23 protein-coding genes are annotated in these 25,066 nt (G+C 63.6%); 12 read left to right on the top strand and 11 right to left on the bottom strand.

What is annotated here, in order from left to right:
- Nucleotides 1–52: 52 nt before the first annotated feature.
- Nucleotides 53–1,438 carry a glutamine synthetase family protein gene (locus tag CGZ66_RS07355; RefSeq protein WP_095084312.1) on the bottom strand — a complete coding sequence of 462 codons (1,386 nt, stop codon included), beginning with the start codon at nt 1,436–1,438 and terminating at the stop codon, nt 53–55.
- Between the two features lie 47 nt (nt 1,439–1,485).
- The gene (locus CGZ66_RS07350) at nt 1,486–2,865 is read right to left on the bottom strand and encodes an aspartate aminotransferase family protein (protein WP_095083005.1); all 1,380 of its coding nucleotides are present in this window, start codon (nt 2,863–2,865) and stop codon (nt 1,486–1,488) included.
- A 161-nt stretch (nt 2,866–3,026) separates the two neighbouring features.
- Here CGZ66_RS07350 and CGZ66_RS07345 point away from each other — a divergent pair, with 161 nt between their 5' ends.
- Complete coding sequence (locus tag CGZ66_RS07345) at nt 3,027–3,479, top strand: hypothetical protein (protein WP_095083003.1); 453 nt, start codon at nt 3,027–3,029, stop codon at nt 3,477–3,479.
- Between the two features lie 152 nt (nt 3,480–3,631).
- On the opposite strand, the gene CGZ66_RS07340 is transcribed toward CGZ66_RS07345, so the two are convergent.
- The gene (locus tag CGZ66_RS07340; RefSeq protein WP_095083001.1) at nt 3,632–4,606 is read right to left on the bottom strand and encodes a WD40 repeat domain-containing protein; all 975 of its coding nucleotides are present in this window, start codon (nt 4,604–4,606) and stop codon (nt 3,632–3,634) included.
- Between the two features lie 249 nt (nt 4,607–4,855).
- Entirely contained in the window at nt 4,856–5,902 is a 1,047-nt protein-coding gene (locus CGZ66_RS07335) for a CobW family GTP-binding protein (RefSeq protein ID WP_095082999.1), read from the bottom strand.
- A 198-nt stretch (nt 5,903–6,100) separates the two neighbouring features.
- On the opposite strand from CGZ66_RS07335, the gene CGZ66_RS07330 reads away from it, so the two are divergent.
- Nucleotides 6,101–6,832: an intradiol ring-cleavage dioxygenase gene (locus CGZ66_RS07330; protein WP_095082997.1), complete on the top strand. Its 732-nt coding sequence runs from the start codon at nt 6,101–6,103 to the stop codon at nt 6,830–6,832.
- A 216-nt stretch (nt 6,833–7,048) separates the two neighbouring features.
- The gene (locus tag CGZ66_RS07325; RefSeq protein WP_095084311.1) at nt 7,049–7,519 is read left to right on the top strand and encodes a MarR family winged helix-turn-helix transcriptional regulator; all 471 of its coding nucleotides are present in this window, start codon (nt 7,049–7,051) and stop codon (nt 7,517–7,519) included.
- A gap of 22 nt (nt 7,520–7,541) precedes the next feature.
- On the opposite strand, the gene CGZ66_RS07320 is transcribed toward CGZ66_RS07325, so the two are convergent.
- Nucleotides 7,542–8,414, bottom strand: coding sequence for an AraC family transcriptional regulator (locus CGZ66_RS07320; RefSeq protein ID WP_095082995.1), 873 nt, complete (start codon nt 8,412–8,414; stop codon nt 7,542–7,544).
- Nucleotides 8,415–8,463: 49 nt separating this feature from the next.
- On the opposite strand from CGZ66_RS07320, the gene CGZ66_RS07315 reads away from it, so the two are divergent.
- From CGZ66_RS07315 to CGZ66_RS07295, 5 genes are all read left to right on the top strand, one after another.
- The gene (locus CGZ66_RS07315) at nt 8,464–8,871 is read left to right on the top strand and encodes a DUF2000 family protein (RefSeq protein ID WP_095082993.1); all 408 of its coding nucleotides are present in this window, start codon (nt 8,464–8,466) and stop codon (nt 8,869–8,871) included.
- Nucleotides 8,872–9,111: 240 nt separating this feature from the next.
- A complete protein-coding gene (locus CGZ66_RS07310; RefSeq protein WP_167392024.1) occupies nt 9,112–9,996 on the top strand; it encodes a DMT family transporter in 885 nt (294 codons plus the stop codon).
- A 113-nt stretch (nt 9,997–10,109) separates the two neighbouring features.
- Nucleotides 10,110–11,132, top strand: a complete 1,023-nt coding sequence (locus tag CGZ66_RS07305) for a LacI family DNA-binding transcriptional regulator (RefSeq protein WP_095082989.1) — start codon at nt 10,110–10,112, stop codon at nt 11,130–11,132.
- Nucleotides 11,129–12,127, top strand: a complete 999-nt coding sequence (locus tag CGZ66_RS07300; protein ID WP_095082987.1) for a 2-hydroxyacid dehydrogenase — start codon at nt 11,129–11,131, stop codon at nt 12,125–12,127. The genes CGZ66_RS07305 and CGZ66_RS07300 overlap by 4 nt, the downstream gene beginning before the upstream one ends.
- A 183-nt stretch (nt 12,128–12,310) precedes the next feature.
- Nucleotides 12,311–12,607, top strand: coding sequence for a hypothetical protein (locus tag CGZ66_RS07295; protein ID WP_425352269.1), 297 nt, complete (start codon nt 12,311–12,313; stop codon nt 12,605–12,607).
- Here CGZ66_RS07295 and CGZ66_RS07290 read toward each other — a convergent pair whose 3' ends face one another.
- Nucleotides 12,608–13,381 (bottom strand): gamma-glutamyl-gamma-aminobutyrate hydrolase family protein, encoded by a 774-nt coding sequence (locus tag CGZ66_RS07290; RefSeq protein ID WP_095084310.1) that lies wholly within the window; start codon nt 13,379–13,381, stop codon nt 12,608–12,610. It abuts the gene before it with no gap.
- Nucleotides 13,382–13,643: 262 nt separating this feature from the next.
- Between CGZ66_RS07290 and CGZ66_RS07285 the strand changes: the two genes are divergently transcribed.
- Nucleotides 13,644–14,753 (top strand): TRAP transporter substrate-binding protein, encoded by a 1,110-nt coding sequence (locus CGZ66_RS07285; RefSeq protein ID WP_095082985.1) that lies wholly within the window; start codon nt 13,644–13,646, stop codon nt 14,751–14,753.
- A 65-nt stretch (nt 14,754–14,818) separates the two neighbouring features.
- Here CGZ66_RS07285 and CGZ66_RS07280 read toward each other — a convergent pair whose 3' ends face one another.
- From CGZ66_RS07280 to CGZ66_RS07260, 5 genes are all read right to left on the bottom strand, one after another.
- Nucleotides 14,819–15,193 (bottom strand): VOC family protein, encoded by a 375-nt coding sequence (locus CGZ66_RS07280; protein ID WP_095082983.1) that lies wholly within the window; start codon nt 15,191–15,193, stop codon nt 14,819–14,821.
- A gap of 278 nt (nt 15,194–15,471) precedes the next feature.
- Nucleotides 15,472–16,500, bottom strand: a complete 1,029-nt coding sequence (locus CGZ66_RS07275) for a zinc-dependent alcohol dehydrogenase family protein (RefSeq protein ID WP_167392073.1) — start codon at nt 16,498–16,500, stop codon at nt 15,472–15,474.
- A 19-nt stretch (nt 16,501–16,519) separates the two neighbouring features.
- Nucleotides 16,520–18,295, bottom strand: coding sequence for a TRAP transporter large permease (locus CGZ66_RS07270; RefSeq protein ID WP_206073686.1), 1,776 nt, complete (start codon nt 18,293–18,295; stop codon nt 16,520–16,522).
- A complete protein-coding gene (locus tag CGZ66_RS07265) occupies nt 18,292–18,876 on the bottom strand; it encodes a TRAP transporter small permease subunit (protein ID WP_095082977.1) in 585 nt (194 codons plus the stop codon). Before CGZ66_RS07265 ends, CGZ66_RS07270 begins: the two co-directional genes overlap by 4 nt.
- Before the next feature lie 186 nt (nt 18,877–19,062).
- Nucleotides 19,063–19,968, bottom strand: coding sequence for a branched-chain amino acid ABC transporter permease (locus CGZ66_RS07260; protein WP_095084309.1), 906 nt, complete (start codon nt 19,966–19,968; stop codon nt 19,063–19,065).
- Between the two features lie 143 nt (nt 19,969–20,111).
- Between CGZ66_RS07260 and CGZ66_RS07255 the strand changes: the two genes are divergently transcribed.
- The 3 genes from CGZ66_RS07255 to CGZ66_RS07245 all read left to right on the top strand — a co-directional run bounded on the left by CGZ66_RS07255 (nt 20,112) and on the right by CGZ66_RS07245 (nt 24,932).
- On the top strand, nt 20,112–20,723 hold the full coding sequence (locus tag CGZ66_RS07255; RefSeq protein ID WP_095082975.1) for a CGNR zinc finger domain-containing protein: 612 nt from the start codon (nt 20,112–20,114) through the stop codon (nt 20,721–20,723).
- A complete protein-coding gene (locus CGZ66_RS07250) occupies nt 20,716–21,252 on the top strand; it encodes a hypothetical protein (protein WP_095082973.1) in 537 nt (178 codons plus the stop codon). The genes CGZ66_RS07255 and CGZ66_RS07250 overlap by 8 nt, the downstream gene beginning before the upstream one ends.
- Before the next feature lie 200 nt (nt 21,253–21,452).
- A complete protein-coding gene (locus CGZ66_RS07245; protein WP_095082971.1) occupies nt 21,453–24,932 on the top strand; it encodes an indolepyruvate ferredoxin oxidoreductase family protein in 3,480 nt (1,159 codons plus the stop codon).
- Nucleotides 24,933–25,066: the final 134 nt, after the last annotated feature.

Here is a 25,066-nt window from a genome sequence, read left to right as displayed (position 1 = left end):
CCTCATTTGATGCAGGCGGCGAAAAAGTGATCGCCGCCTGATCGCAAGGCTCTCAGACCTCGTGCAGGTAGAGGTGATAATCCAGTTCGCTCACCGTGCGCGCCACGCGCAGGTACTCGGACTGCTTGATCGCCACGAAGGTGCGGTGCAGGTCTTCGCCGAGCGCGCCTTTCAGAAAGCTGGATGCTCGCGCCGCCTCGATGGCGGCGCGCCAGTCGACCGGCATCGTCGTGCGCGTCACCGCTGCCTCATAGCCGTTGCCGGTGGTTTCCGGGCCGGGATCGAGACCTTCGTCGAGACCTTTGATGATGCCGGCGAGCACTGTAGCGGCGATCAGATAGGGGTTGGCGTCGACGCCCGACGGCCGGTGCTCGATGCGCCGGTTCTTCGCGTCGCCGGCCGGCACGCGCAGCGCCACCGAGCGGTTGTTGACGCCCCAGGTCGGCGCCACCGGCGCATAGGATTGCGAGACGAAGCGCCGCCAGGAATTGGCATGCGGCGCAAACACCAGCATCGATTCGGCCATCGTCTGGATCAGGCCGCCAAGGCCGCGCAGCAGCGGCAGCGACCAGCTCTCGCCGCCGGCTTCGGCAAAGACGTTTCGGCCCGCTCTGTCCTGCAGCGAGACGTGGAAATGCATGCCCGAGCCGGCATATTTTTCGATCGGCTTGGCCATGAAACAAGCGGTGACCCCGTGTCGGCGCGCCTGTGCCCGCACCAGCCGCTTCAGCATGACCAGGTCGTCTGCCGCCCGCATCACGTCCTTGCGGTAATTCAGCGTCAATTCGTACTGGCCAGGGGCATATTCGGAAATCACCGTCTCGGCCGGAATACCTTGTGCCTTGGCAGCCGCATAGATGTCGGAGAACAGCGGCTCCATGCCGTGCAGGTGATCGACGGAATAGACTTCCGTCTTGCCCGAGACGCGGCCGTCGAGCACGGCGCGCGCCGGCTGCACCTTGCCGTCGGCATCGCGCTCGTTGGCCAGGAGAAAAAATTCCAGCTCGAAGGCGCCGGCGGGATGAAGACCCTTGGCGGCCAGGATCTCCACTTGCCGGGCCAGCGCCAGGCGAGGGTCCGACGACATCGGTTGGCCGTCGAGGTGATACATCTCCATCAGCAGCTGGCCGCGCGGCGGGTTTGTGCCGTAGAGCGGCACCAGCGTGCCGGGGATAGGCCAGGCCCTGAGGTCGCCGTCACCGGTCGTCCAGATCAGCCCGGTTTCGTGCACATCCTCGCCGGTGATATCGAGGCCGAGGATCGAGATCGGCATGTGCCGGCCGCCCTCGAAGATGCTTTTCAGCTCATGCCGGCGCACGATCTTGCCGCGGCCGACGCCATTGGCGTCGGTCAGCACGATATCGAACGCCTCGATCTCGGGATGAACCTCGAGGAAGGCTTGCGCCTCGGTGGGCGTCGAGCCCGAAGGTGAGGTCATGATCTGTCCGGCTTTTTTTTGGCGCGCCCATGTGTTAGCCGCTTGTCTCATGCCGCAAGCTTTGCCGCAACCGCGCCGAAGGCGGTGATCAGCCGGTTGACCTGAGCACCGGTAGTCGCCGGCGAGATCAGCATCATGTTGTGGAAGGGCGCGATCAGCACGCCGCGATTGACCAGCGCGACATGGATGGCCGCTTCCAGTTCCGGCGCATGCGCCGTCTCGGCCTCGGCGCCATTCCGCAGCGGGCCGGGTGCACAGATGAACTCGACGCGGGCGCCGACGCGGGCAACATGCCAGGGCAGGCCGTAGCGGTCGATCACGCCGGTCAGCCCGGCGTCGAGCCGCCGCGCCAGATGGTCCATGCGGGCATAATTTTCTTCGGTCATCACCTCTTCGAGCGTGGCGCGCATCGCCGCAAACTGCAGCGGATTGGCCGAGAGCGTCGTGCCCATGCCGGAATAGCCCGGCTCCTTTTCCCTGTTGTAGGCCGCATAGCGCGAGGCGACACCGTCGCTCATGCCCCACACACTGGCGGGCACACCGCCGGCGATCGGTTTGCCCAGCACGAAGAAGTCAGGGTCCAGCCCGTATTTCCTGGTGTAACCGCCCAGGCCTGTCGAGATGGTGTGCGTCTCGTCGATCAGCAGCAGCGTACCGGCTTCGCGCGTCAACCTGCGCAACGCGTCTTGGAAGCCCGGATCGGCCAGCACCATGCAGGAATTAGTCAGTACCGGCTCGGCGATGACGCAGGCGACATCCTTGTCCCCAAGCGCTGCCTCCAGTGCGGCGACATCGTTGAACTCGATTACCTTCGCCGTGCGGGTCAGGTCGCGGAATTCGCCCGCCAGTCCCGGCCGGTTGACAGGAACACCATCCACCAGCCGCACCATCGTCTCGTCGACCGAGCCGTGATAGCAGCCATTGAAGACTAGGATCTTTTCGCGCCCGGTAACGGCGCGGGCGACCCGCAACGCAAAGCGGTTGGCATCGGTCGCCGTCGTCGCGATCTGCCAGAACGGCAGGCCGAAATGCTGCTGCAGCAGCGGGCCGATGGCGAGTGCGTCTTCGGAGGGTAGCATATAGGTCAGGCCACGTCCGGCCTGGCGGCGAATGGCGCGCGCCACCGGCGGCGGCGAATGGCCGAACATCGAGCCGGTGTCGCCCAGACAGAAATCGTCGAGCCTGATACCGTCGATATCGGTGATGGTGGCGCCCCTGGCTCTGTCGACCAGGATCGGAAACGGCGTCGGCCAGTCGTTCATCCAGTGCATCGGCACGCCGCCGAAGAAGCCCGGCAGGCCATTACCGACCTTCGCCTGTGATTTCGGCCGCGCCTTGCGGAAGGCTGCCGCCTCGATCTCCAGCAGGTCGGCAATGCGATCGCGATCGATGCCGCCGATGGACGTCCTTGAACTGCCGCTATGCATGAAATGAAAACCCCTCTGGTCGTCTCTCATAGCCAATCCATGTCCGCGACCGCAATTGGCCGCGCGTCTATCCTGCATTGGCTCAGCCGCTGGTGGCAACGCTTGACGCTGCTGGCGAAACCAGCGCCAATGAGGGGCAATTGTGGGTGCGGGGGGGAAAAATGCGGACGATCATTTGCGCGACGGGGCTGCTTTTGTCGGCCAGTATGGCCTGCGCCTCAGGTGGCATCTGGTGCAACGTCGACGATGCGGCGGTGGCATTCGAGGTCGGCGCCGGTGTCACCAGAGGCATGGGCGGCCCGACTTTCAACTTTCGCGGCGACCTCGAAATCAAGGCAAGGTCCGCTGACGACCATCTGCGCAAGACCGTGTTCGAGGATGCCAACCTCACCCAGTACTGGCTCGACGACAAGGATCTGCGGCTGAACATCTATCATGAGCACGAGGTGGCCCAGACCTTCAGTTCCGTCGAACTGACGATCCTGACCAAGGCCAGCGATGAAGGTGTCTATGACGGGCAGTACACGCTTGCCGTCTATGACAGCACCGCCGACAAGGACGGCGATGGCAAGACCACCGATCTGACCGGCAAGGTTTCCTGCGGCGCCGAGTGATCCCAGACCAGGGTGTGTTGAGATTCAGGTCAGGCCGAGCCGAAAATGATGGCTTTCGAGAACCGGAGCGGAGCGGACGTTCGGGTCCGTGAGCACCGGAAGCGCAGAGAGCTGTCGTTTGCAGGCCGGCCTCACCTGAATTTCAGCACACCTTACGCCGTGATGTCGATGACGCCGCAATCGCCGGCCGCACTGCCGAAGACGACGCGGCGCTCTTCCTTGTCCCACATCATCGAGGTGATGGCGCCCTTGCCCGGTCGCCGCAATAGCACTTCCTTGGCATCGGAAAAGCGTACCGCCATCACCATGCCGTCATCATAGCCGACAGCGACGACATCCTGGCTCGGATGGCAGGCGACTGCCGTCACCATGGCGTTGCCACGCGTGCCGAGTTCCAGGGGCGCCTTGCCCATCGGGCCGTCCTTGCCTGAAAACGGCCAGACGATCGCCGCCGGCGCACCGGAACTCGCCAGCCACTTGCCTTTCGCGCTCCATGACAGGCTTTTGACCTTGCCGGGATAGCCGCTCATACGCATGTGTTTGCCGTCGGCAAGCTTCCAGCCGTGCAGGGCGTTCTCCTGCATCGTGGTGACTAGGAACGCACCGTCGGGCGAGAAGGTGATGCCGGTATGGGCGCCGGCCCATTCGAGCTCCGCCGGCTTGCCTTCGGTGGCCGGGAAATGCAGCGTCGCGCCATTGTATCGGGCAACACCGAAGCGCATGCCCTTGGGCGAGAACGCCAACCCCTCGACCGAACGCGGATGGGTAAATTCCCTGGTCTTGCCGTCGGCGAAGCGCACGAAGGCGGTCTTGCCTGAGGCATAGGCGATGGCGCCCTGCGGTCCGGCGGCGACGCTGGTGATCCATTTTTTCCCGCCGCTCGCCAGTTCCTGGAAGCTGCCGCCCGCGGTAACAGAATAAATCTTGCCATCCTCGCCGCCGGTGATCAGCCGGTCATTGGCCGCATCGTGGAAGGCGGCGAGCAGCCCGTCATTGGCTTGAATGGTCTTGTGGCCATGGTCGAGCCGATGGACGGCACCATCGGCCAGCGCGAAATGCGGCACGTCGCCGAGGAAGACGGCGGCGACGCAATGGCCTTCGAGATCAAGCGGGGCGACGGTGGGCATCTACAACTATTCCATTCGAGATTTCTGTTTGCGCCTCTTCCGTCTCAATCACGGGCGACCGCGCTCGTTTCCTTCTCCCCTTGTGGGAGAAGGTGGATTGGCGCGCAGCGCCAAGACGGTTGAGGGGTGCTGGACGGATTGCGGTTTGCGAAGCTGGAGCACCCCTCATCCGACCGAGCTTCGCTCGGCCACCTTCTCCCACAAGGGGAGAAGGAAGGCCAGCGCTAGCGCCAGAAACTGATTGGGAAATCAGGCAGCCTGGCAGGCGTCAAAACTCTTCTTCAGCCGCTCGGCATCGAGTTCGCGGCCGATGAAGACCAGCCGGCTCTCATGCTTCTCGCCGTCCTTCCAGGCGCGCTGGTGATCACCCTCGATGATCATGTGCACGCCCTGGATGACGTAGCGCTCGTCATCGCCCTTGAGCGCGATGATGCCCTTCAGCCGCAGGATGTTGGGGCCTTCCATCTGGGTGATTTTCTCGATCCACGGGAAGAATTTCTTCGGGTCCATCTCGCCGCCGCGCAGCGACACGGACTGCACCGTCACGTCATGGATGTCGGAAGGATGCGCGTGATGGTGGTGGTCATGCCCATTATGGTCATGATCATGATGGTCATGGTCGTGATGGTCGTGATCGTCATGCGCCTCGAGGAAATGCGGATCGTTTTCCAGCGCCCTTGAAAGGTCGAAGGCACCGCGGTCGAGCACTTCCGATAGGGCGACGCCGGCGCGCGTCGTGCGATGGATCTTCGCCGCCGGATTGATGGCACGGATCGTCGCTTCGACCTTGGCGAGCTCTTCGGGGGTGACGAGGTCGGTCTTGTTGAGCACGACGACGTCGGCGAAGGCGATCTGGTCCTCGGCTTCCCTGGAATCCTTGAGCCGCAGCGGCAGATGCTTGGCATCGACCAGCGCCACCACCGCGTCGAGCCTGGTCTTGGAGCGCACATCGTCGTCCATGAAGAAGGTCTGCGCCACCGGCACCGGATCGGCGAGGCCGGTGGTCTCGACCACGATGGCGTCGAAACGGCCGGGCCGGCGCATTAGGCCTTCGACGACGCGGATCAGGTCGCCGCGCACTGTGCAGCAGACGCAGCCATTGTTCATCTCGTAGATTTCCTCGTCGGATTCGACGATCAGTTCGTTGTCGATGCCGATTTCGCCGAACTCGTTGACGATGACGGCGTAGCGCTTGCCATGGTTTTCCGACAGGATGCGGTTGAGCAGTGTCGTCTTGCCGGCGCCGAGATAGCCGGTGAGAACGGTTACGGGGATCTGCGTCTGTGCGTCGCTCATGACTTGCCTCGAAAAATCTGGACCTTGAAAAAAGGCCTCGAAAAGGGATTGTTGGCTCCATATAGGACGTGTGCCGGGCTTTTGCACGAGGCAAACCGATGGGCCAAACCGGCTTGCCGGCATTGCCGAATTTTCATTGGCGGGAGCCGCCGTCACAGCCTAGATCAGGAGACGGGGGGCCAATTCGAGAGGCACGATATGTCCGGAAAGCCATTCTCCATCTCATTGAGCCGGCGCAAGGCGCTCGGCTTGATCGCGGTGACTGCCGGCGGTGGTGCCGTCCTGCCGGCCGCGGCAATCGCTGCCCAGTCTTCGTCCTATGCCGGGCTGACCCTGTTCCAATCCGGCGCCGGCGTTTGTGCCATCACGCCCGAGGTGACCGAAGGGCCGTTCTATTTCGACCCGAAACTCGAACGTGCCGACGTCACTGAAGGCAAGAAGGGCGTTGCCCTCACCGTAAGGCTGCAGGTCGTCGACGCGACCTGCCGCCCGCTTGCCGGCGCCCGCGTCGACATCTGGCATTGCGATGCGCAAGGTGCCTATTCGGGCTACCCGGGACAAGGTGACGGCCGTGATGTCGACACGTCGGGCCAGACGTTCCTGCGTGGCTGGCAGAAGACCGATGCAAGCGGCGTCGTTTCCTTCGCCACCATCTATCCCGGCTGGTATCACGGCCGCACCACCCATATCCATTTCAAGGTCTTCCCTGACGAGAATTCGGTGATGACCGGGCAGTTGTTCTTCCCCGATAGCGTCAGCGACCAGATATTCACCGCTGTCGCGCCATACAACGACAGGCCCGGCAAGCGTGACACCTCGAACGCCGGCGACGGCATCGCCAGGCAGGCCGGACCGCTGTCGCGGGCCGCACTGCACGAGGTGGAGGATGCCTATCAGGCGCTGATGATCGTGGCGGTGAAGCCCGGCTGAGCGACATTCCTCATGCATCTGGTCCGCGGCGAAAACTCCGCTCGCGAAAAGTCGTTTGTCATCTAACTGAAATAAACATCTGGCATTAGCCACGGCGGACACCGCAATGCTTGCCGGCAAAGCTGTTTGGAGCGCCGGAATCTTTTTGATTGTCGATTGCCAACCGGCCGGCTGCGTCTATGCTGACCGCACCGGTACGGCCGAAGAGGGATGACCATGGCCAAGGCGGACAAGACTGCAACAATGAGCCGGCTGCATTCGGCGGCAAGGCTGGCAAGAACCGCGCTCGCGGCGCGGCTTCTGGCACACGGCTTCTATGCCGGCCAGGACCAGATCATGCTGGCGCTCGACCGTGAAGACGGCCAGACGCCGGGAAATCTCGCTGGACGCCTCGGCGTGCGCCCGCCAACCATCACCAAGACCATCAACCGCCTGCAGGCGCAGGGCTTTCTGGAAAAGCGCGCCTCCTCGGCCGATGCTCGCCAAGCCCATATTTTCCTTACCGACACGGGCCGCGACATCATCCACGCTATCGAGAAATCGGTGAAGAAGACCGAAAAGCAGGCGCTGAAGGGCCTCGACAAGAAGGACCAGAAGGCACTGTTCAAGCTGCTTGCCCGTATCGAGGCCAACCTCTCGAATGAGGAATTGGTGTTGATCGACGACGACGCCGAGACGGACGACTGATCGCCTGGTCCCGGCGCGACAATCAAGCCGCCTCCGTTGCAGCGCCTTGGATCAGCGATGACCAGCGCCCCGGTGTCATGCCATACGCCTTCTTGAATTGCCTGATAAAATGGCTTTGGTCGCTGAAGCCGGCCTCGATGGCGATCTGCGCCAAGGGCTCGCCGGCGGCGATCATCCGCCGCGCGCTCTGAAGCCGGCGCATCACCAGGAAGCGATGCGGGCTGGTGCAGAAGGCGGCCCGGAAATGCCGTGACAGGGCATAGCGGTCGAGCCCGGTGATCGCCTCCAGTTCGCCCGAGCTGACGGGGCGGCCGAAATTCTCCGTGAGATAGTCGCGAGCCAGCGTAGCCGCCCGCCATGCCGTCCTGGCAATCGGCTTCGCCGGCTGGCCGGCATGCCGGGTCAGGCTTTGCATCAACTGGGCGAGGAAGTCGGCAACGAACAGCTCGTCGAGTTCCTCCTCCAGCGGCCCCAGCGCCGAAAGCAGCGTCGTGCAGAAGCTATCGTCCGTCAGCACGCCGTCCCTGACAAAGGGCAAAGACGCGCCGCCAAGGTAGTCGAGCATCAACGACGGTTCCAGGTAGAGCATCCTGTAGCGCAATCCGTCCTCGGTGCCGGCACCACCGTCATGCAATTCGTCGGGATGCAGCACGATGATCTGGCCAGGCAGGCTGTGGTGCGTCGCGCCGAGATAGCGAAACCGCTGTACGCCGTGCAGCGTCACTCCGATCGCATAGGTATCGTGGCGATGCAGGTCGAAGGCGCTGCCATGGAACCGCGCCTCGATCCGCTCCATGCCGGCAGGGTCGGAGGCGGAGATGATGCAGTTCTCCGCCTCGTCAACGCACAAACGTCCAAGACCCTCGAATGCCCTGCTGTTTAGATCGTGCGACATCTTCTCCTTCAGCCTCGTATTGGGGCACAGCTCGAATGGTCAATGTCTCATGTTCGACACGAAATTTGCAATCGTGCTCAGGCAGGATCTGCCGGTCTGGCAGAAACTCAACGTCACCGCCTTCCTGACCAGCGGCATCGTCGCCCAATTCCCGGACATCATCGGCGAACCCTACCGCGACCGCGCCGGCAATCTCTACAATCCGCTGTCGATCCAGCCGGTCATCGTGCTGTCCGCCGACCAGGCGACACTGGGCACAATCCACCGGCGCACGCTGGAGCGTGGCGTGACGACCTCGCTCTATGTCGAGGAGATGTTCGCGACCGGCCATGACGCGGCCAACCGCGCGGTCTTTGCCGAATTCGCACCTGAAGACGACAGGGTGGTCGGTATGGCGCTTCGCGCCGAGAAGAAGGTGGTCGACAAGATCACCAAGGGCGCCCGCATGCACGACTAGGGTGCGCTGAATATGCCGGCCTGATCGGGGTTTCGACGCACCTTCGCTCCAAAAGACTAAGCCTGCCGGGTGCTGTTGTTGTGCCAGCCGGCTTTGGCGTGGTGGCAGCCGACAATTGGCTTGCCGGCAAGCGGCATTTCCCGCAAAGGTGGGCTCCAGCCCAGCTTCCCATCCGGCCTGCAAGTGAGTGCTCCCCAAAGACATCCAGAAAGCGCAACGCCCCCGGTGGCGATCCTCTGCATGCTTTCCACCTACATCTTCTTCACCTTCCTCGACACCAGCAGCAAATATCTCGTCCTGGCCGGCGTATCCGTACTGGTCGTCGCCTGGGTGCGCTTTGCCGTGCATGTGGTGCTGGTCGGCACGCTTTTGCGCAGCTGGCGCCAACCGGTACGGTTTCGCCCGGTCAACCTGCCGGCCCATGTTCTGCGCGGTCTGTTCCTGTTCGGATCGACCATGTTCAACATCCTGGCGCTACGGTCCCTGCAACTGGCCGAAACCACCTCGATCTATTTCTTCGGGCCGATGGTGATCACCGCACTTGCCGGCCCGCTGCTTGGCGAATGGGCCGGCTGGCGGCGCTGGCTGGCGATCCTGGCTGCTTTCGCCGGGGTTCTGATCATCACCCGGCCAGGTGTCGGCGTTTTCGGCATCGGGCATCTCTTTGCGCTCGGCTCGATGCTGTCGAACTGCTTCTACGTCATCATGACGCGCCGCATGTCGGCGAGCGAGACGTCGGAAAGCCTGATCCTGTTCTCGGCATTGGCGCCGGCGGTGCTGCTTTTGCCCCTGCTGCCGTTTTCGTTTTCCCTGCCGCATGATGGCTGGCACTGGTTCGTCCTGCTCATGCTTGGCGTGTTCGGCGGCGTCGGCCACTGGCTGCTGGTCCAGGCCTACCGGCTTGCGACGACCACCGCATTGGCGCCCTATCCCTATTCGCAGATGGTGTGGATGATCATTTCCGGCTGGATCGTCTTCAAGCAGTTCCCCGACCGTTGGACATTGGTCGGCGCCGCGATCATCGTCGCCAGCGGCCTCTACATCGTTCATCGCGAGCATAGGCTTCGGCTGCAGAGCCGAGCGGCCTCCGATGTCGAAGCGGAGGCGTTGGCAAAAAAACTTTGATTTACTGCCGATCGATGGCATAACGCCGCCTTTAAACTGTTTAATGCATGTGGGAACCGGTTTCGGGACAACGACATGCATAGAGACTGAAGCCGGTCGGGGAGCACAGGTCGCTGGCACAGAAAATCAAGCTTTCGACGATCGCGGATGCGCTCGGCGTCTCCACGGCCACGGTGTCACTAGCGCTGCGCGACAGTCCGCTGGTCGCCGGCACCACCCGCGACCGCATCAAGGAACATGCCCGCGCCATCGGCTATATCTATAACCGGCGCGCCGCCAGCTTGCGCACCTCGCGTTCGGGCATTGTCGGGGTCGTCGTCCACGACATCATGAATCCGTTCTTCGCCGAGATACTGCGCTCGATCGAAAGCGAACTCGACCGCAGCCGCCAGACCTTCATCCTGTCCAACCATTATGACCAGCTCGAGAAGCAGCGCACCTTCATCGATACGCTGCTGCAACTGGGCGCCGACGGCGTCATCATGTCGCCGGCCATTGGCACGCCGGCTTCCGACATCCTGATGGCCGAGGAGAACGGCCTGCCGGCGGTGCTGATCGCACGCACGGTCGAGGGTGCCGATGTGCCGGTCTTTCGCGGCGACGATGCCTATGGCACCGGGCTCGCCACCAACCATCTGATCTCGCTCGGCCACAAGCGTATCGCCATGATCGGCGGCACCGACCAGACCTCGACCGGCCGCGATCGCTACCAGGGCTATGTCAACGCCATGGAGGCGGCCGGGCTTGAGGTCGGGCCGTCCTGGCGCATCGCCGGCCCGCGCACCAAGCAAGCCGGCTTCGAGGCCGCCGGGCAGTTCCTGGCGCTGAAGGACAAGCCGACGGCCGCCTGCTGCTGGAACGACCTTGTCGCCATCGGCCTGATGAACGGCATCGCGCGTGCCGGCCTGGTGCCGGGCGTCGACATCTCGGTCACCGGCTATGACGATCTCGAAGAGGCGGCAATTGCGACGCCTGCGCTGACCACCGTCTGGAACGGCCAGCGCGAGGTTGGACGCCGCGCCGCCAGCGCGCTGCTGGACAAGTTGAACGGGCAGACGGTGCGGCCGTCGCAGGAACTGATCAAGCCGGAACTGCATGTGCGCCAGTCGACCGGCAAGCCGGTGGAGCGTGCATGACCAAGGCCGAGCAATTGCAGACCGTCGCCATTCTGGTGCCGGGCGATTTCAACGATCATGCCATCAAGCGCATCGACAGCACCTTCAAGCGAGTCAAGATCGAACGAGCCGATCCGGCGCTGGTCACCGACGAGATGCGCAGCAACGTGCGTGGCATTGCCTCGTTCGCCGGCATCAATGCGGCGATGATGGATGCATTGCCCAATCTCGAACTCATCGCCTCCTTCGGCGTCGGCTATGATTCGGTTGATGTCGGATATGCGGCCGCCAAAAACATCATGGTCACCAACACGCCCGACGTGTTGACCGAAGAGGTTGCCGACACCACCATCGGGCTGCTGATCAACACCATCCGCGACCTGCCGCGCGCCGAGACCTGGCTGCGTGACGGCAGCTGGCTGCGCAAGGGCAACTATCCGCTGAGCCGGCTGACCTTGCGTGGCCGCAAGGTCGGTATTTTCGGCATGGGCCGCATCGGCCAAGCGGTTGCCCGGCGGCTAGAAGCTTTTGGCCTGTCGGTCGCCTATCACAATCGGCGCCGGGTCGAAGGCTTGAGCTACCAGTACCACCCGACATTGAAGGGCCTCGCCGAAGCGGTCGACACGCTGATTTCGGTGGCGCCCGGCGGCGCCTCGACGGAGAAGGCGGTCAATGCCGAAATCCTGTCGGCGCTCGGCGCCAACGGCGTCTTCGTCAACATCGGCCGCGGCAGCACGGTCGACGAGACAGCGCTGGCGGCAGCGCTCGCCAATGGCACCATCGCCGCCGCAGGGCTCGATGTCTTTGCCGACGAGCCGAACGTGCCCAAGGCGCTGCTCCACGCACCGAACACCTCGCTGTTGCCGCATGTCGGCTCGGCCTCGGACCATACACGGCGCGCAATGGCGGATCTGTGCGTCGACAATCTGGTCTCCTGGTTCACCGAACGGCGGCCGCTGACGCCGGTGCCGGAGACTGTGAATGTGAAGGCCAAAGCTATTCCAGGAAAAGCGTGAAGCGCCTTTCCGTCCGGACAGGCGGCAGGTTGCCACACTTATTAACGTCCGCTTAACCATCTGAAATCATTCTTCATCCTGTCCGTGTTCGAGGATGAAGAATGATAAAAACGCTTTCCCTCGTGACAGCTACCGCCGCGCTGTTTGGGAGCTTTCATCTGCTTCACGACGGCGGCGGTGAAAGTGCCGCCGATGCGGTCGCACCATCCAATAGCTACAGGCAACTGCGCGGTCACGCGCGGTGCGTCGGTTTCGGATGACCTGTCGCTGTTGACGATGGGGCCGAACTGCCGCCGGCTCTTGCCCGGCATCGAGCGGGCAAAGTTTTGGCGCCAGGAACAGGACGGCACGGTCGCCTTCAGCGCCAATGGCGTCGATCCGATCGTCACCTTCGCGGTTGCTGACGGTGACGGCTACGAATCCTATGCGCCGGCCGCACCATTGCTGTCGCTGGCGGCGACAGGTGATTTTAGGGACTGATTATTCCGCTGCGGCGCGCGCACCGGCTTTCGCCACGGCGTGCAGCCGCACGGCATCGCCGAAGGCACGGAAAATCTTGACCGAGTTGCTGTCCGAGTTGACCCAATATTCCGGATGCCATTGCACGCCGACGGCGAAGGCGCGGGAGTCGCGCACCGAAACCGCCTCGACCGTGCCGTCGCCGGCGACCGCCTCGATCTGCAGTTTCGAGCCCAGCCGGTCGATCGCCTGGCGGTGCAACGAATTGACCTTGATGTCTCCGGCGCCGAACACGCCGGCCAGGCAGCTGCCCGGCTTGATCGAAATGGTCTGGTGGATGGCGAAGCGCTCATCCTGATTGTCGCTCACCGGCGCGCGGTGGTCGAACGAACCCTCGCGCTCCTGGATCTCGGTGCCCAGCGTGCCACCGAGCGCCACGTTCATTTCCTGGATACCGCGGCAGATGGCGAGCAGCGGTACGCCGCGCTCTATCGCCCTGCGAATCAGCGGGAGCGTGGTGGCGTCGCGCGCCGGGTCGTAGGGGCCATTGGCCTCGCTGGCGTCGCCGCCATAGAGCGAGGGGTGCACATTGGATTTCGACCCGGTGACCATGACCCCGTCGACCGACGAGAGAAGTTCGTCGAAGTCGAGCCTGTCGCCGAACGATGGCACCAGCACCGGAAACACGCCGGCACCGGCAATCGCCGCCTCCAGATATTGCTGCGGGGCGGCATGCCAGGTGTAGTTGTCGAACTGACGTACGTCGGTCGATATGGCGACGAGCGGCTGATGCATTTTGGCTCTGTTTTCCATCTGCAAAGGATGTCCTGCCTCCAAAATAGGCGATCCGCCGCCATTTTTCCATGACAAGTTTCACGTGTCGCATGGGCCACGAAACAGCCTGTTAGACTATAGTTGCAAGGCGGCTGGGCTTCGCCGTCAAATCGGGCCGCCGCGCTGGACTCGACCTCTTGCCTGTGTATTGTTTCGCGCCAACCGACACGGAAGCGAGGATTTTCCGAACGTCGGTCTGTCTGGTCCAAAAGGGAGGAACTTCATGGATCGTCGTTCATTCATTCGCAAGGCTGGTGTTACTGGCGTCGGTGCTGCGGCGGCGGCGGCCACGCTCGCGGCGCCGGCAATAGCCCAGTCCAATCCCAAGGTGACGTGGCGGCTTGCGTCGTCCTTCCCGAAGTCGCTCGACACCATCTATGGCGGCGCCGAGGTGTTCTCCAAAATGCTGTCGGAAGCCACCGATGGCAACTTCCAGGTCCAGGTCTTTGCCGCCGGCGAACTCGTGCCCGGCCTGCAGGCCGCCGACGCCACCACGGCCGGCACGGTCGAGGCCTGCCACACGGTGGCATATTATTACTGGGGCAAGGACCCGACATGGGCGCTCGGTGCGGCGGTTCCCTTTTCGCTCAACGCGCGCGGCATGAACGCCTGGCACTACCATGGCGGCGGCATCGACCTGTTCAACGAGTTTCTCGCCACGCAGGGCCTTTTCGGCCTGCCGGGCGGTAACACCGGTGTGCAGATGGGTGGCTGGTTCCGCAAGGAGATCAACACGGTCGCCGATCTGTCCGGCCTCAAGATGCGCATCGGCGGCTTTGCCGGCAAGGTGGTGCAGAAGCTCGGCGTCGTGCCGCAGCAGATCGCCGGCGGCGACATCTATCCGGCGCTGGAAAAAGGCACCATCGACGCCGCCGAATGGGTCGGTCCGTATGACGACGAGAAGCTCGGCTTCTACAAGGTCGCGCCCTACTACTACTACCCCGGCTGGTGGGAAGGCGGTCCGACCGTCCATCTGATGTTCAACAAGGCGAAATACGACGAGCTTTCGCCGGCTTACAAATCGCTGCTGCGCACTGCCGCCCAGGCTACCGATGCCAACATGCTGCAGAAGTACGATTATCTGAACCCGGCAGCGGTGAAGCGGCTGGTGGCTGGTGGTGCGAAGCTGCGCCCGTTCAGCCAGGAGATCATGGCCGCCTGCTTCGAGAAGGCCAACGAGGTCTATGCCGAAATGGAAGCCTCCAACGCGCCGTTCAAGAAGATCTGGGAATCGATCAAGGGCTTCCGCAAGGAGCACTATCTCTGGGCGCAGGTGGCCGAATACAATTACGACACCTTCATGATGGTCCAGCAGCGGAACGGCAAGCTGTAGGCTCTGCAAACGACTCCAGTGCATTCATTCAAGGACCCCGGGCCCGTTCGCCCGGGGTCTTTCTTTCAGGCTGGCGAGGAACTCACCTCGATCAGTATTCCGCCTGGCGCAAGGCAGTAGAAGGTGGTCGAATTGACGCCGCCTCGCGTCAGCTCCTGGACTTCGCCAGGCGCGAGGCCCGCATCGGCAAGCTCGGCCTGCTTTGCGTGCACAATGTCCGGTTTGCCGACGAAGAAGCCGACGTGAAAACCATCGGGATAGCTGGCGGCCTGTCCCTTGCCTGGTGTCATCAGGTTGAGGGAAAAACCGTCGGTGCCGCGTAGAACCGCGAAGGCATCCTTGCCGCGCATGGCGACAAGCTCGAAGCCGAAATGGCTGGTGAAGAAGCCGGCAAGAGCCGCGACTTCGGTGGCAATGAGATTGGCATGGTTCAGTTTCATGGTCCTTTGTCCTGTCGTTGATTGAAGCGCGGACAGGCGTGGCTGCAGACTGTGAACCGGCGGGCCGTGGCATCAGGAAATCCGGACATGACCCAACCGGCTCGCGGGCTTTGGCCTCGCTTGCTGGCCGTGGGTTCTCCCGCAAATCATGCGGTGAACGGGCCTCCGTTCAACAACGGAAGAGACCGGACTACCGAACCGGTCATGTCTTTTTCGGCGCGCACCCAATAGCCGATCGATGGGGTGCCGGCAAGCGCGCACGGCCAAGCCGCAGCCGCTCAGCCCGCGCGCGGCACCACCAGCACCTTGACCTCGCCGGGGGCCGGCGGATTGGCGATCACCGCTGCCGCGTCTTCGAGCGCCACTTGCCTGGAGATCAGCCGGTCGATCTCGATTGCGCCCGATGCAATGAGTTCGGCGGCGCGGCGATGCGTGCAGGGATTGAGGAAGGAGCCGAGCACTTTCAATTCCCGGAACAGCAGGTCGAAAGGCTCGAATTCCGCTTTCATGCCTTGCGGCGTCACGCCGACGATGACGACCTTGCCGCCGGCGCGGGCCAGCCGCATCGACTGCTCGACGGTCTCCCGCACGCCCGCGCATTCGAAGACGACGTCGACACCGCCTGGCGCCAGGCCCGTTGGTCCGGCGACGGCATTGATGACATCGGCGGCGGTCGGATCGACCGTCGCCGTGGCCCCGAGATCCTCGGCGAGCGCGCGCCGCGAGGCCTGCCTGGTCGACAGTATGATGGTCGTGGCCCCGGCCAGACGCGCCAGCTGCACGGTGAGCAGGCCGATCACGCCGCCGCCAAGCACGGCCACCGAGCTGCCTGGCCTGATTTCGGCCAGGTCCACGCCATGCAGGCAACAGCCGAGCGGCTCGCAGAAGGCACCATGCGTCGGCTTCAAGCTGGCAGGCAGGATGAAAGCCTGCTTCTGCGGCAAGGCAAGATATTCGGCAAAGCCGCCATCGCGATGAATGCCGATGGCGCGCAGGTTGCTGCAGAGGTTGACCCGCCCGGCATGACAGTGCGCGCAACGCCCGCAGGCGACGTTGGGGTCGCCGGTGACACGGTCGCCAACAGTAAAGCCCGATACGGATTTTCCGATCGCCTCGACGATGCCGGAGAATTCATGGCCGGGCGTCACCGGCGGCGTGCACGGGAATTCGCCGTGGAACAGATGCCGGTCCGTGCCGCAGACGCCGCAGGCTTCAACGCGCACCAGAAGCTCATCTGGCCCGATGTCCGGCTTGTCGACTTCCCGCAGGGCGATACTGCCCACCGCTTCCAACCGAACCGCTTTCATGATCTTGGCCATGCCGGTCTCAGTTGAAGCTTGGCGGTTGCGACAGGTCCGGCTGCGGAGCTGCCGGTTTGGCCGGCGGCGTGTCGCCGAAACTCGGTGGTTGCGACAGATCAGGGGCGGCCGGAGCCGCCGGCGCCGTACCGCCGTCGGCCGGCGGTGCGGCAAGCGGCGACAGGGCTGGTAGTTCCGGCACCTTGTAGTCGATCGTGCCGGGATCGACCACCGTGCCCTTGTAATGCATCACCATCTGCGGGAAGGCGATGGTCAGCCCGATCATGATCACCTGGATTAAGACGAACGGCACCGCGCCCCAATAGATCTGTCCGGTGGTCACTGGTGCGATCTGTTTGCCGGTGATGCGGTCGAGATAGGGCACGCGCGCGGCGACCGAGCGCAGGTAGAACAGCGCGAAGCCGAACGGCGGATGCATGAAGCTGGTTTGCATGTTGACGCCCAGAAGCACGCCGAACCAGATCAGGTCGATGCCGAGCTTGTCGGCGGCCGGCGCCAGCAGCGGCACGATGATGAAGGCGAGTTCGAAGAAGTCGAGGAAAAAGGCCAGGAAGAACACTAGGATGTTGACCCCGATCAGGAAGCCGACCTCGCCGCCAGGCAGCGAGGTCAGCAGGTGTTCGACCCAGATCTGCCCATTGACGCCATAGAAGGTCAGCGAGAACACCCGCGCGCCGATCAGGATGAACAGCACGAACGACGACAGCCGCGTCGTCGAGGCCAGCGCCTGCTTGACCACATCCAGCGATAGCCGACCTTTTGCCCCCGCCATGATCAATGCGCCGACGGAGCCCATGGCGCCGCCCTCCGTCGGGGTGGCGATGCCGAGGAAGATGGTGCCCAGCACCAGGAAGATCAGTGCCAGCGGCGGGATCAGCACGATGATGACCTGCTGCGCCAGCCGCGACATCATGTTGATGTTCAGCCGCCTGTCGGCGATCGCGACGACATAGATCAGGATCACGCCGACGCAGGCGCCAAGAATATCGGCATTGTCGCCATGCGCCGGCGCCAGATAACGATATGCCGCATAGGAGATGGCCACCGTTACCGCCAGCGCCACCAGCAGCGACATCACACCATGGCCGAGCGTGCGCGCTTCCAGCGGCAGCGCCGGCATCATCTTGGGCCGAAAGATCGATACGATCAAAATGTAGAGCGAATACAGACCCGTCAGAATCAGGCCGGGAATGAGCGCGCCCGCATACATGTCGCCGACCGAACGGCCGAGTTGGTCGGCCAGAACGATCAGCACCAGCGACGGCGGGATGATTTGGGCGAGCGTGCCTGACGCCGCGATGACGCCGGACGCCAGCCGGCGGTCGTAGCCGTAGCGCAGCATGATCGGCAGCGAGATCAGCCCCATGGCGATGACGGATGCCGCCACCACGCCGGTGGTCGCCGCCAGCAGCGCGCCGACGAAGATCACCGCATAGGCGAGGCCGCCGCGGATCGGCCCGAACAATTGGCCGATCGTGTCGAGCAGGTCCTCGGCCATGCCGGAGCGTTCGAGCACGATGCCCATGAAGGTGAAGAACGGGATCGCCAGCAGCGTGTCGTTCGACATCACCCGGCTGCCGTAGAAATTGTCCGGAAGCGCATAGAGCAGCGGCCAGGCGAGGTTGATCGCGCCGCCCGAATATGGCGTCAAAAGCACGCCGATGCAGAAGAACATCAACCCGTTTGCGGCCAGCGAGAAGGCAACGGGATAGCCGATCAGCATGAACAGGATCAGCGATGCGAACATGATCGGCGCCATGTTCTGCGCGATGAACTCCATCACGAGCGCACCTCGTCGGCGAGCGCCTTGGCCTCCAGTTCGGCCTGCTCATGCGCGGAGACGAAGGGGTTGGGGTCGTCCATGTCGCCGCGCATGATGGCGATCTTCTTGATGATCTCGGAAATGCCCTGCAGAGCGAGCAGGAAAAAACCGGCCAGCAGGATAGCCTTGGCCGGCCAGACGATCAGCCCGCCGGAATTGTTGGACATTTCGCCGCTGTGGAACGACAGCCGGACATAGGGAACGAAATAGAACACCATCAACGTCACGAACGGCATCAGGAACAGGACATGGCCGAGAAGGTCGATCCAGTGCTGCACGCGGCGCGAAAACATGCCGTAGACGATATCGATGCGGATATGCTCGTTCTGCTTCAGCGTATAGGCGGCGGCCAGCATGAAGGCGGCGCCGAACAGATACCACTGCAGCTCCAGCCAGGCATTCGAGGATATGTCGAAGACCTTGCGGATGATGGCGTTGGCGGCGCTGACCAGGATCGCCAGCAGAATCAGCCACGACACCCATTTGCCGATGAATTCGTTCGCGCGATCAATGGTCCTGGATAGAGCGAGAAGCCCTGCCATGCATTCCTCCCAGCGCCGGAGGCGTGCCGGCTTCCCCCTCAGGTCCGTCACGCCGCGTGGTCCAACGGTATGCCGCGCGTGGATTGACGGGTCAACAAGGTGGAGGCAGCAAACGTCATCGCATCGGAGGGCAGGTCCGGATATTGGCGGTCCGCCCCGGCGTCATGCAACCAAAGTCTGATGGTTTCAGGCGATTTTGCTGGTGTCGCGGCCGGCGCCGATCAGCACCAGCATGGCGACCAGGAACAGATACATCCAGGCATCGCGCCATTCGACCGGGAAATACCCGGCCCACAGCGATTCGGCCATGCCGAAGGCGGCCGCACCGAGCGCTGCGCGCGGCGGCGAGAGATAGCCGCCGACCGCGGTCACGAACAGGATCTTCAAGCCGTAGACGAGGCCGGAGCCGAAGCTGACATTGCCGTAATAAAGGCCGGCCATGACGCCGGCCAGCGCGGCGCAGAAACCGCCGAACAGCACGGCATGCCGGAACACGCCGCGCACGTCGACGCCGCACATCGCCGCCGCCTTAGGGTCGTCGGAAACGGCGCGCCAGCATCGGCCGAAGGTGGAGCGGGCAAAAGCCCACGCAGCCAGCACGATTGCCGCCAGCACCACCGCGCAGTCGATGAGCTGGATGAGCGTCAGGGTTGCCTTGAAGGTTGCGTCCTGCGCGAAAACGACGGGCTGCGCCAGCATCGGCGGCAGCCACAGATCATGCGTGTCGGCGGCGATGCGGCTTGCCTCCGACAACAACAGCAGGATGCCGAGCGTCGTCACCACGATCGCATTGGGCGAGCGGTCGGCCAACGGTTCGAAGACGCTGCGCGACAGCACGTAGCTGACCAGCCCGGCATAGAGGAAAGCCGCGACGACGCCGAGTGCCACCGCAGCCAGCAGCGTCAGCCACAGAACCTGATAGCCGAAAGCCGCGGTGAGGATCATCGTCTGGCCGCAAAAGGCAAACAGCGCGCCATAGGCGAGATTGGTGCGGTGCAGGATGCCGTTGGTCAGCACGTAGCCGAAGGCGAGCAGCGCGTAGAGCGCCCCCGAATGCAGCCCGTTCAGCACCTGCTGGAAGAAATAGAGCATGCAAAACCCTCGGATCATGCCGTCCCGAAGCAACGGTTTTGACGACGACATGTTCAAAAAGGCTGCGGGAAACCGCATCCTCGCGAAGGTTTGCATCGCGGAATCTAACTTGTCAAATGCGATTTATCGGTTAGATTTCGGGCATGACGGTATCCTGGACCCCGCACCGCTTCACCGGTGGCCTGCTTGCGCTCGACACGGCGAACACCGTGGTGCTGCGCGGCGATCCGGAGAAGACGTTCGACCGCTTCGATGATCCGGCCGAGATCGCCCGCTTTGCCGACGCGGCGAGCGGCTTTCGCGCCGCCGAGCTGGGCGACCGGCAACTGGCGGTATCGTCGCCCGTCGCAATCGCGCCCGTCGTGATGTCGATCCGCGAGGCGACGGACCGGCTTTTTCGTGGCGCGGTGTCGAAAGGCACGGTTGCCACCGCCGATCTGCCCGGGTTCTTGAGCGCCTGCGCGGAGGGGCTGGCTGGCAGCCAGACTGAAATCGGGGCGCCGGGAAGGCCGTTCGGCGACCCGGTGACGCCGATCGCCTTCGAGGCGGCGCTGGCGGTTTCCGCCCTGTCGCTGCTGCGCGACGACACCGTCGCAAGGCTGAGGATCTGTCCCAACTGCACCTGGCTGTTCGTCGACAGAAGCCGCAATTCCAGCCGTCTTTGGTGCGACATGGCGGTATGCGGCAACCGTCAGAAGGCAAGTCGTCACTATCGCCGCCGCCGCATGGCGGCCAATGAGGTCAAGGATGCTTAGAAGTCTTTCCCGCTCGATCGTTGTCGGCGCTGCATTGATTGCCGCCGTTGCGCTCGGTGCCTGCCGCGATACCGGCAACGACGAAGGCAAGCTGTTCGAGATATCCGGCAAGATATTCGTCTTCAACTACCGTCTCGCCAGGGCAACCTATGTCGTCACGCTACGGCCGCTGCAGCCGATGGGAGACGGCCAGGTGGCGGTCGCCAGCTTCCAGGATCCCGCCGGCGGCGCGCCTTTGGTGGTCGAGCAGAAGGTCTGGCCGAAGCTCGACAAGGTGACCCTTGAGAGCCCGGCCCTGACCTGCGTCGTCAAGAACAAACCCTATGCGATTGCCATCAGCATCAAGGGCGCGGATGGTGCGATCCTGCAAAAGATCGACACCACCTTGATGTCGACGGAGGACCAGTCGGTGCTGCCCGACCGGCCGCTGGTCATCGATCAGCTCTACACGGCCAATCCCGATCTCGTCGGCCATCCCGACGGCAAGTTGCCGGGCGAACCGAAGCCGGATTGCTCGAAAGGCATCTGACGCGCAGAAATTTTAGTGCGCTAGCCAGCGTCCGTGGAGTGGTTCCACACCCGATTCGTGATCGCCGCGGACCGTTCGTTGCGCGTTGGCTGGTACCTTCGATTTTGTTTGACCTGCCTTGCAAGGGGAGAAAGGATGCGTCATCCGACTCCGAACGTTGGCTGCCTGCTCCCACGTGGCCTCCGCAGAGGAAATGCCTGATGACGCTGCACGATGTCGCGCTCGACGACAAGTTCGACCTCGCAAAGGAGCGCATCTTCCTGTCCGGTGCGCAGGCGGTCATCCGCATGCTTCTGATGCAGCGCGAGCGCGACCGTCGCGCCGGCCTCAACACGGCGGGGTTCGTTTCCGGCTATCGCGGCTCGCCGCTCGGCGGCCTCGACATGCAGTTGTGGAAGGCCAAGAAACAGCTCGCCCAAGCCGATGTCGTCTTCCAGCCCGGCCTCAACGAGGAGCTTGCCGCCACCGCTTGCTGGGGATCGCAGCAGGCGGAACTGCTGGGCGAGGGCACCCATGATGGCGTCTTTTCGGTCTGGTACGGCAAGGGGCCGGGCGTGGATCGTGCGGGAGACGTGTTCCGCCACGCCAATCTCGCCGGCTCGTCCAAACATGGCGGTGTGCTCGCCCTGATGGGCGACGACCACATGGCCGAATCATCGACCAACGCGCACGCCACCGAATTCCTGTTCGTCGACACCATGGTGCCGATCCTCAACCCGGCCGGCGTCCAGGAGATCATCGATTACGGCCTCTACGGCTTTGCCATGTCGCGCTTTGCCGGCACCTGGGCGGCGATCAAATGCGTCAAGGACAACATCGAATCGACGGCCTCGGTCGATGCCTCGCTCGAACGGCTGAACATCGTCGTGCCCGATTTCGACATGCCGCCCGGCGGTCTCAACATCCGCCACGAGATCGACATGCTCGGCCAGGAGGAGCGGCTAAATGAATACAAGCGCGCCGCTGCCTCCGCCTTCATCCATGCCAACGGGCTGAACCGCATCGTCTATTCGGGCGGCCGCAACCCGAAGCTCGGCATCATCACGCTGGGTAAGAGCTATCTCGATGTCCGCCAGGCGCTGGAGGACATCGGCATCGACGAGGCGGCCGCTAACCGCATTGGCGTGCGGTTGTTCAAGGTTGGCTGTCCCTGGCCGCTCGACCTGCAGCATATCGCGGACTTTGCCCGCGGCCTCGACACCATCGTCGTCGTCGAGGAGAAGCGCTCGCTGATCGAGGTGCAACTGCGTGAAAGCCTTTACGGCACCGCCTCGCAGCCGGTCATTGTCGGCAAGAAGGACGAGCGCGGCGACTGGCTGTTTCCGGCCAAGGGCGCGCTCGACCCCAACGAGATCGCCATCGCACTGGGCGAGAGGATCGTGCGGACGATCGGTCCGTCGGAAGAGATTTCGGCGCGGGTGGCAAAGCTGCGCCAGTTCCAGGCGATGCTGGCGGATGCCACCGATATCGGCTCGCGCACGCCGTTCTTCTGTTCCGGCTGCCCGCACAATTCCTCGACCAAGGTGCCGGACGGCTCGATCGCCGCTGCGGGCATCGGTTGCCACTTCATGGCGCTGTGGATGGACCGCAACACCCTCGGCTTCACCGCGATGGGCGGCGAGGGCGCGCAATGGGTCGGCCAGGCGCCGTTTTCGAAGCGCGACCACATCTTCCAGAATCTCGGCGACGGCACCTACAACCATTCCGGCACGCTGGCGATCCGCTTCGCACTGTCGACCGACGCCAACATCACCTACAAGATCCTCTACAACGACGCCGTCGCCATGACCGGCGGCCAGCCGCACGAAGGCGGCCTGACCGTCGACATGATCGCCAGGCAAGTGCGCGCCGAAGGGATCGACCGCATCGCCATCGTCACCGATGAGCCGGACAAATATGCCGGCAAGGCCGAATTCCCGGTCGGCGCCACCATCCATCACCGCGACGACCTCGATCTCGTGCAGCGCGAGCTGCGCGGCGTCAAAGGCGTGTCGGTGCTGCTCTACGACCAGACCTGTGCGGCCGAAAAGCGCCGCCGTCGCAAGCGCGGCACCTTTCCCGATCCCGACAAGCGGGTCTTCATCAACGAACTGGTCTGCGAAGGCTGCGGCGATTGCGGCGTGCAGTCGAACTGCGTTTCGATCCAGCCGGTGGAGACTGAATTCGGCCGCAAGCGCAGGATCGACCAGTCGAGCTGCAACAAGGATTTCTCCTGCGTCAACGGCTTTTGCCCGTCCTTCGTCACCGTGCACGGCGCCAAGATCCGCAAGGCCGAGGGTGCGGCCGGCAAGGCCGACCCGCTCGACGGCGTGCCGACGCCCACCGAATTCCCGCTTGGCGAGCAGGGCTGGGCGGCGATCATCGATGGCGTCGGCGGCACCGGCGTCGTCACCGTCGGTGCGGTGCTCGGCATGGCGGCCCATCTCGAGGACAAGGGCTGCGGCATGATCGACATGGCCGGCCTTGCCCAGAAAGGCGGCTCGGTATTCACCCATGTCCGCATCGCCCGAACCCCGGACGACATCCATGCCATCCGCGTCTCGGCCGGCAAGGCCGATCTCGTGCTTGGCTGCGATCTCGTCGTGTCGGGCGCCAAGAAGGTGCTGACGGCGGTGCGCGAGGGCCACACCATCTTTCTCGCCAACACCGCCGAGATCATGCCCGGCGAATTTGCCCGGTCGGCCGATTTCTCATTGCCGATCGAGCGCCTGAAGAAGGCGATCCGCGCCGCCGCCGGGGACGGCAAGGCGCATTTCTTCGACGCCACGCGCACGGCCACCGCGCTGTTCGGCAATTCGCTCGGCGCCAACATGTTCATGCTCGGCTTTGCCTTCCAGCACGGCGGCTTGCCGCTGTCGGCCGAGGCTGTCGAGAAGGCGATCGAGCTCAATGGCGAAGCCGTGGCGATGAACATCGCCGCCTTCCGCTGGGGCCGCCGTGCCGCCCATCAGCCGGATTTCGTGCGCGGCCTCGTCGCCCAGCCGGGCAAGACCGGGCAGGCCGCGGCGATCGCCGAGACGCTGGATGACATCATTGCCCGCCGCGTCGCTTTCCTGACCGCCTACCAGAATGCCGCCTACGGCAGGCGTTATGCCGAAAAGATCGCCGTCCTTCGCACCGCCGAAGCCAAGGCCGTGCCCGGTTCGACCGCGGTGTCGGAGGCTGCCGCCAGGAACCTGTTCAAGCTGATGGCCATAAAGGACGAGTACGAGGTGGCGCGGCTCTACACCGATGGTTCCTTCGCCGCCGAATTGGGCAAGCAGTTCCAGAGCTACGAGAAACTCGAATTCCATCTCGCCCCGCCGATCATGGGCCGCCGCGGCAATGACGGCACACCGAGGAAATCGAGCTTCGGCCCCTGGATGATGAAGGGTTTTCGGCTACTGGCGGCGATGAAAGGTGTGCGCGGCACCGCCTTCGACCTGTTCGGCTACACCGCCGAGCGGCGCATGGAGCGGCAACTTCTTGTGCAGTACGAGGCGGATCTGGACCTCGTCGCCAGATCGCTGGCGCCGGCCGGGGTCGATGCGGCAATTGCCCTGGCCTCGGTGCCGGCTCTCATTCGCGGCTATGGCCACGTCCGCCAGGCCAGCGCCGAAAAGGCGGCCGGCGAACGCAAAAGGCTGCTCGAACGTCTGTCGAACACGCCGGCACGGCCGAAACTTCAGGCTGCCGAATGATCGATACGCCTTGTTTACCTGAAGTCTGGTTTCTCAGTCGGTCCTGCATCTGCGTGCCCTCGGCAACCGAGCCGAAACCACTGTTCTAAGCCTTTCTTAAGGCGGACGTGGCATGACAGGGCTTAGCGTTGGGC

This window comes from Mesorhizobium sophorae, from assembly GCF_002270415.1.
Taxonomy (GTDB): Bacteria; Pseudomonadota; Alphaproteobacteria; order Rhizobiales; family Rhizobiaceae; genus Mesorhizobium; species Mesorhizobium sophorae.
The sequence above is the reverse complement of the archived record's forward strand: the minus strand, read 5'-3'. Positions and strand labels throughout refer to the sequence as shown.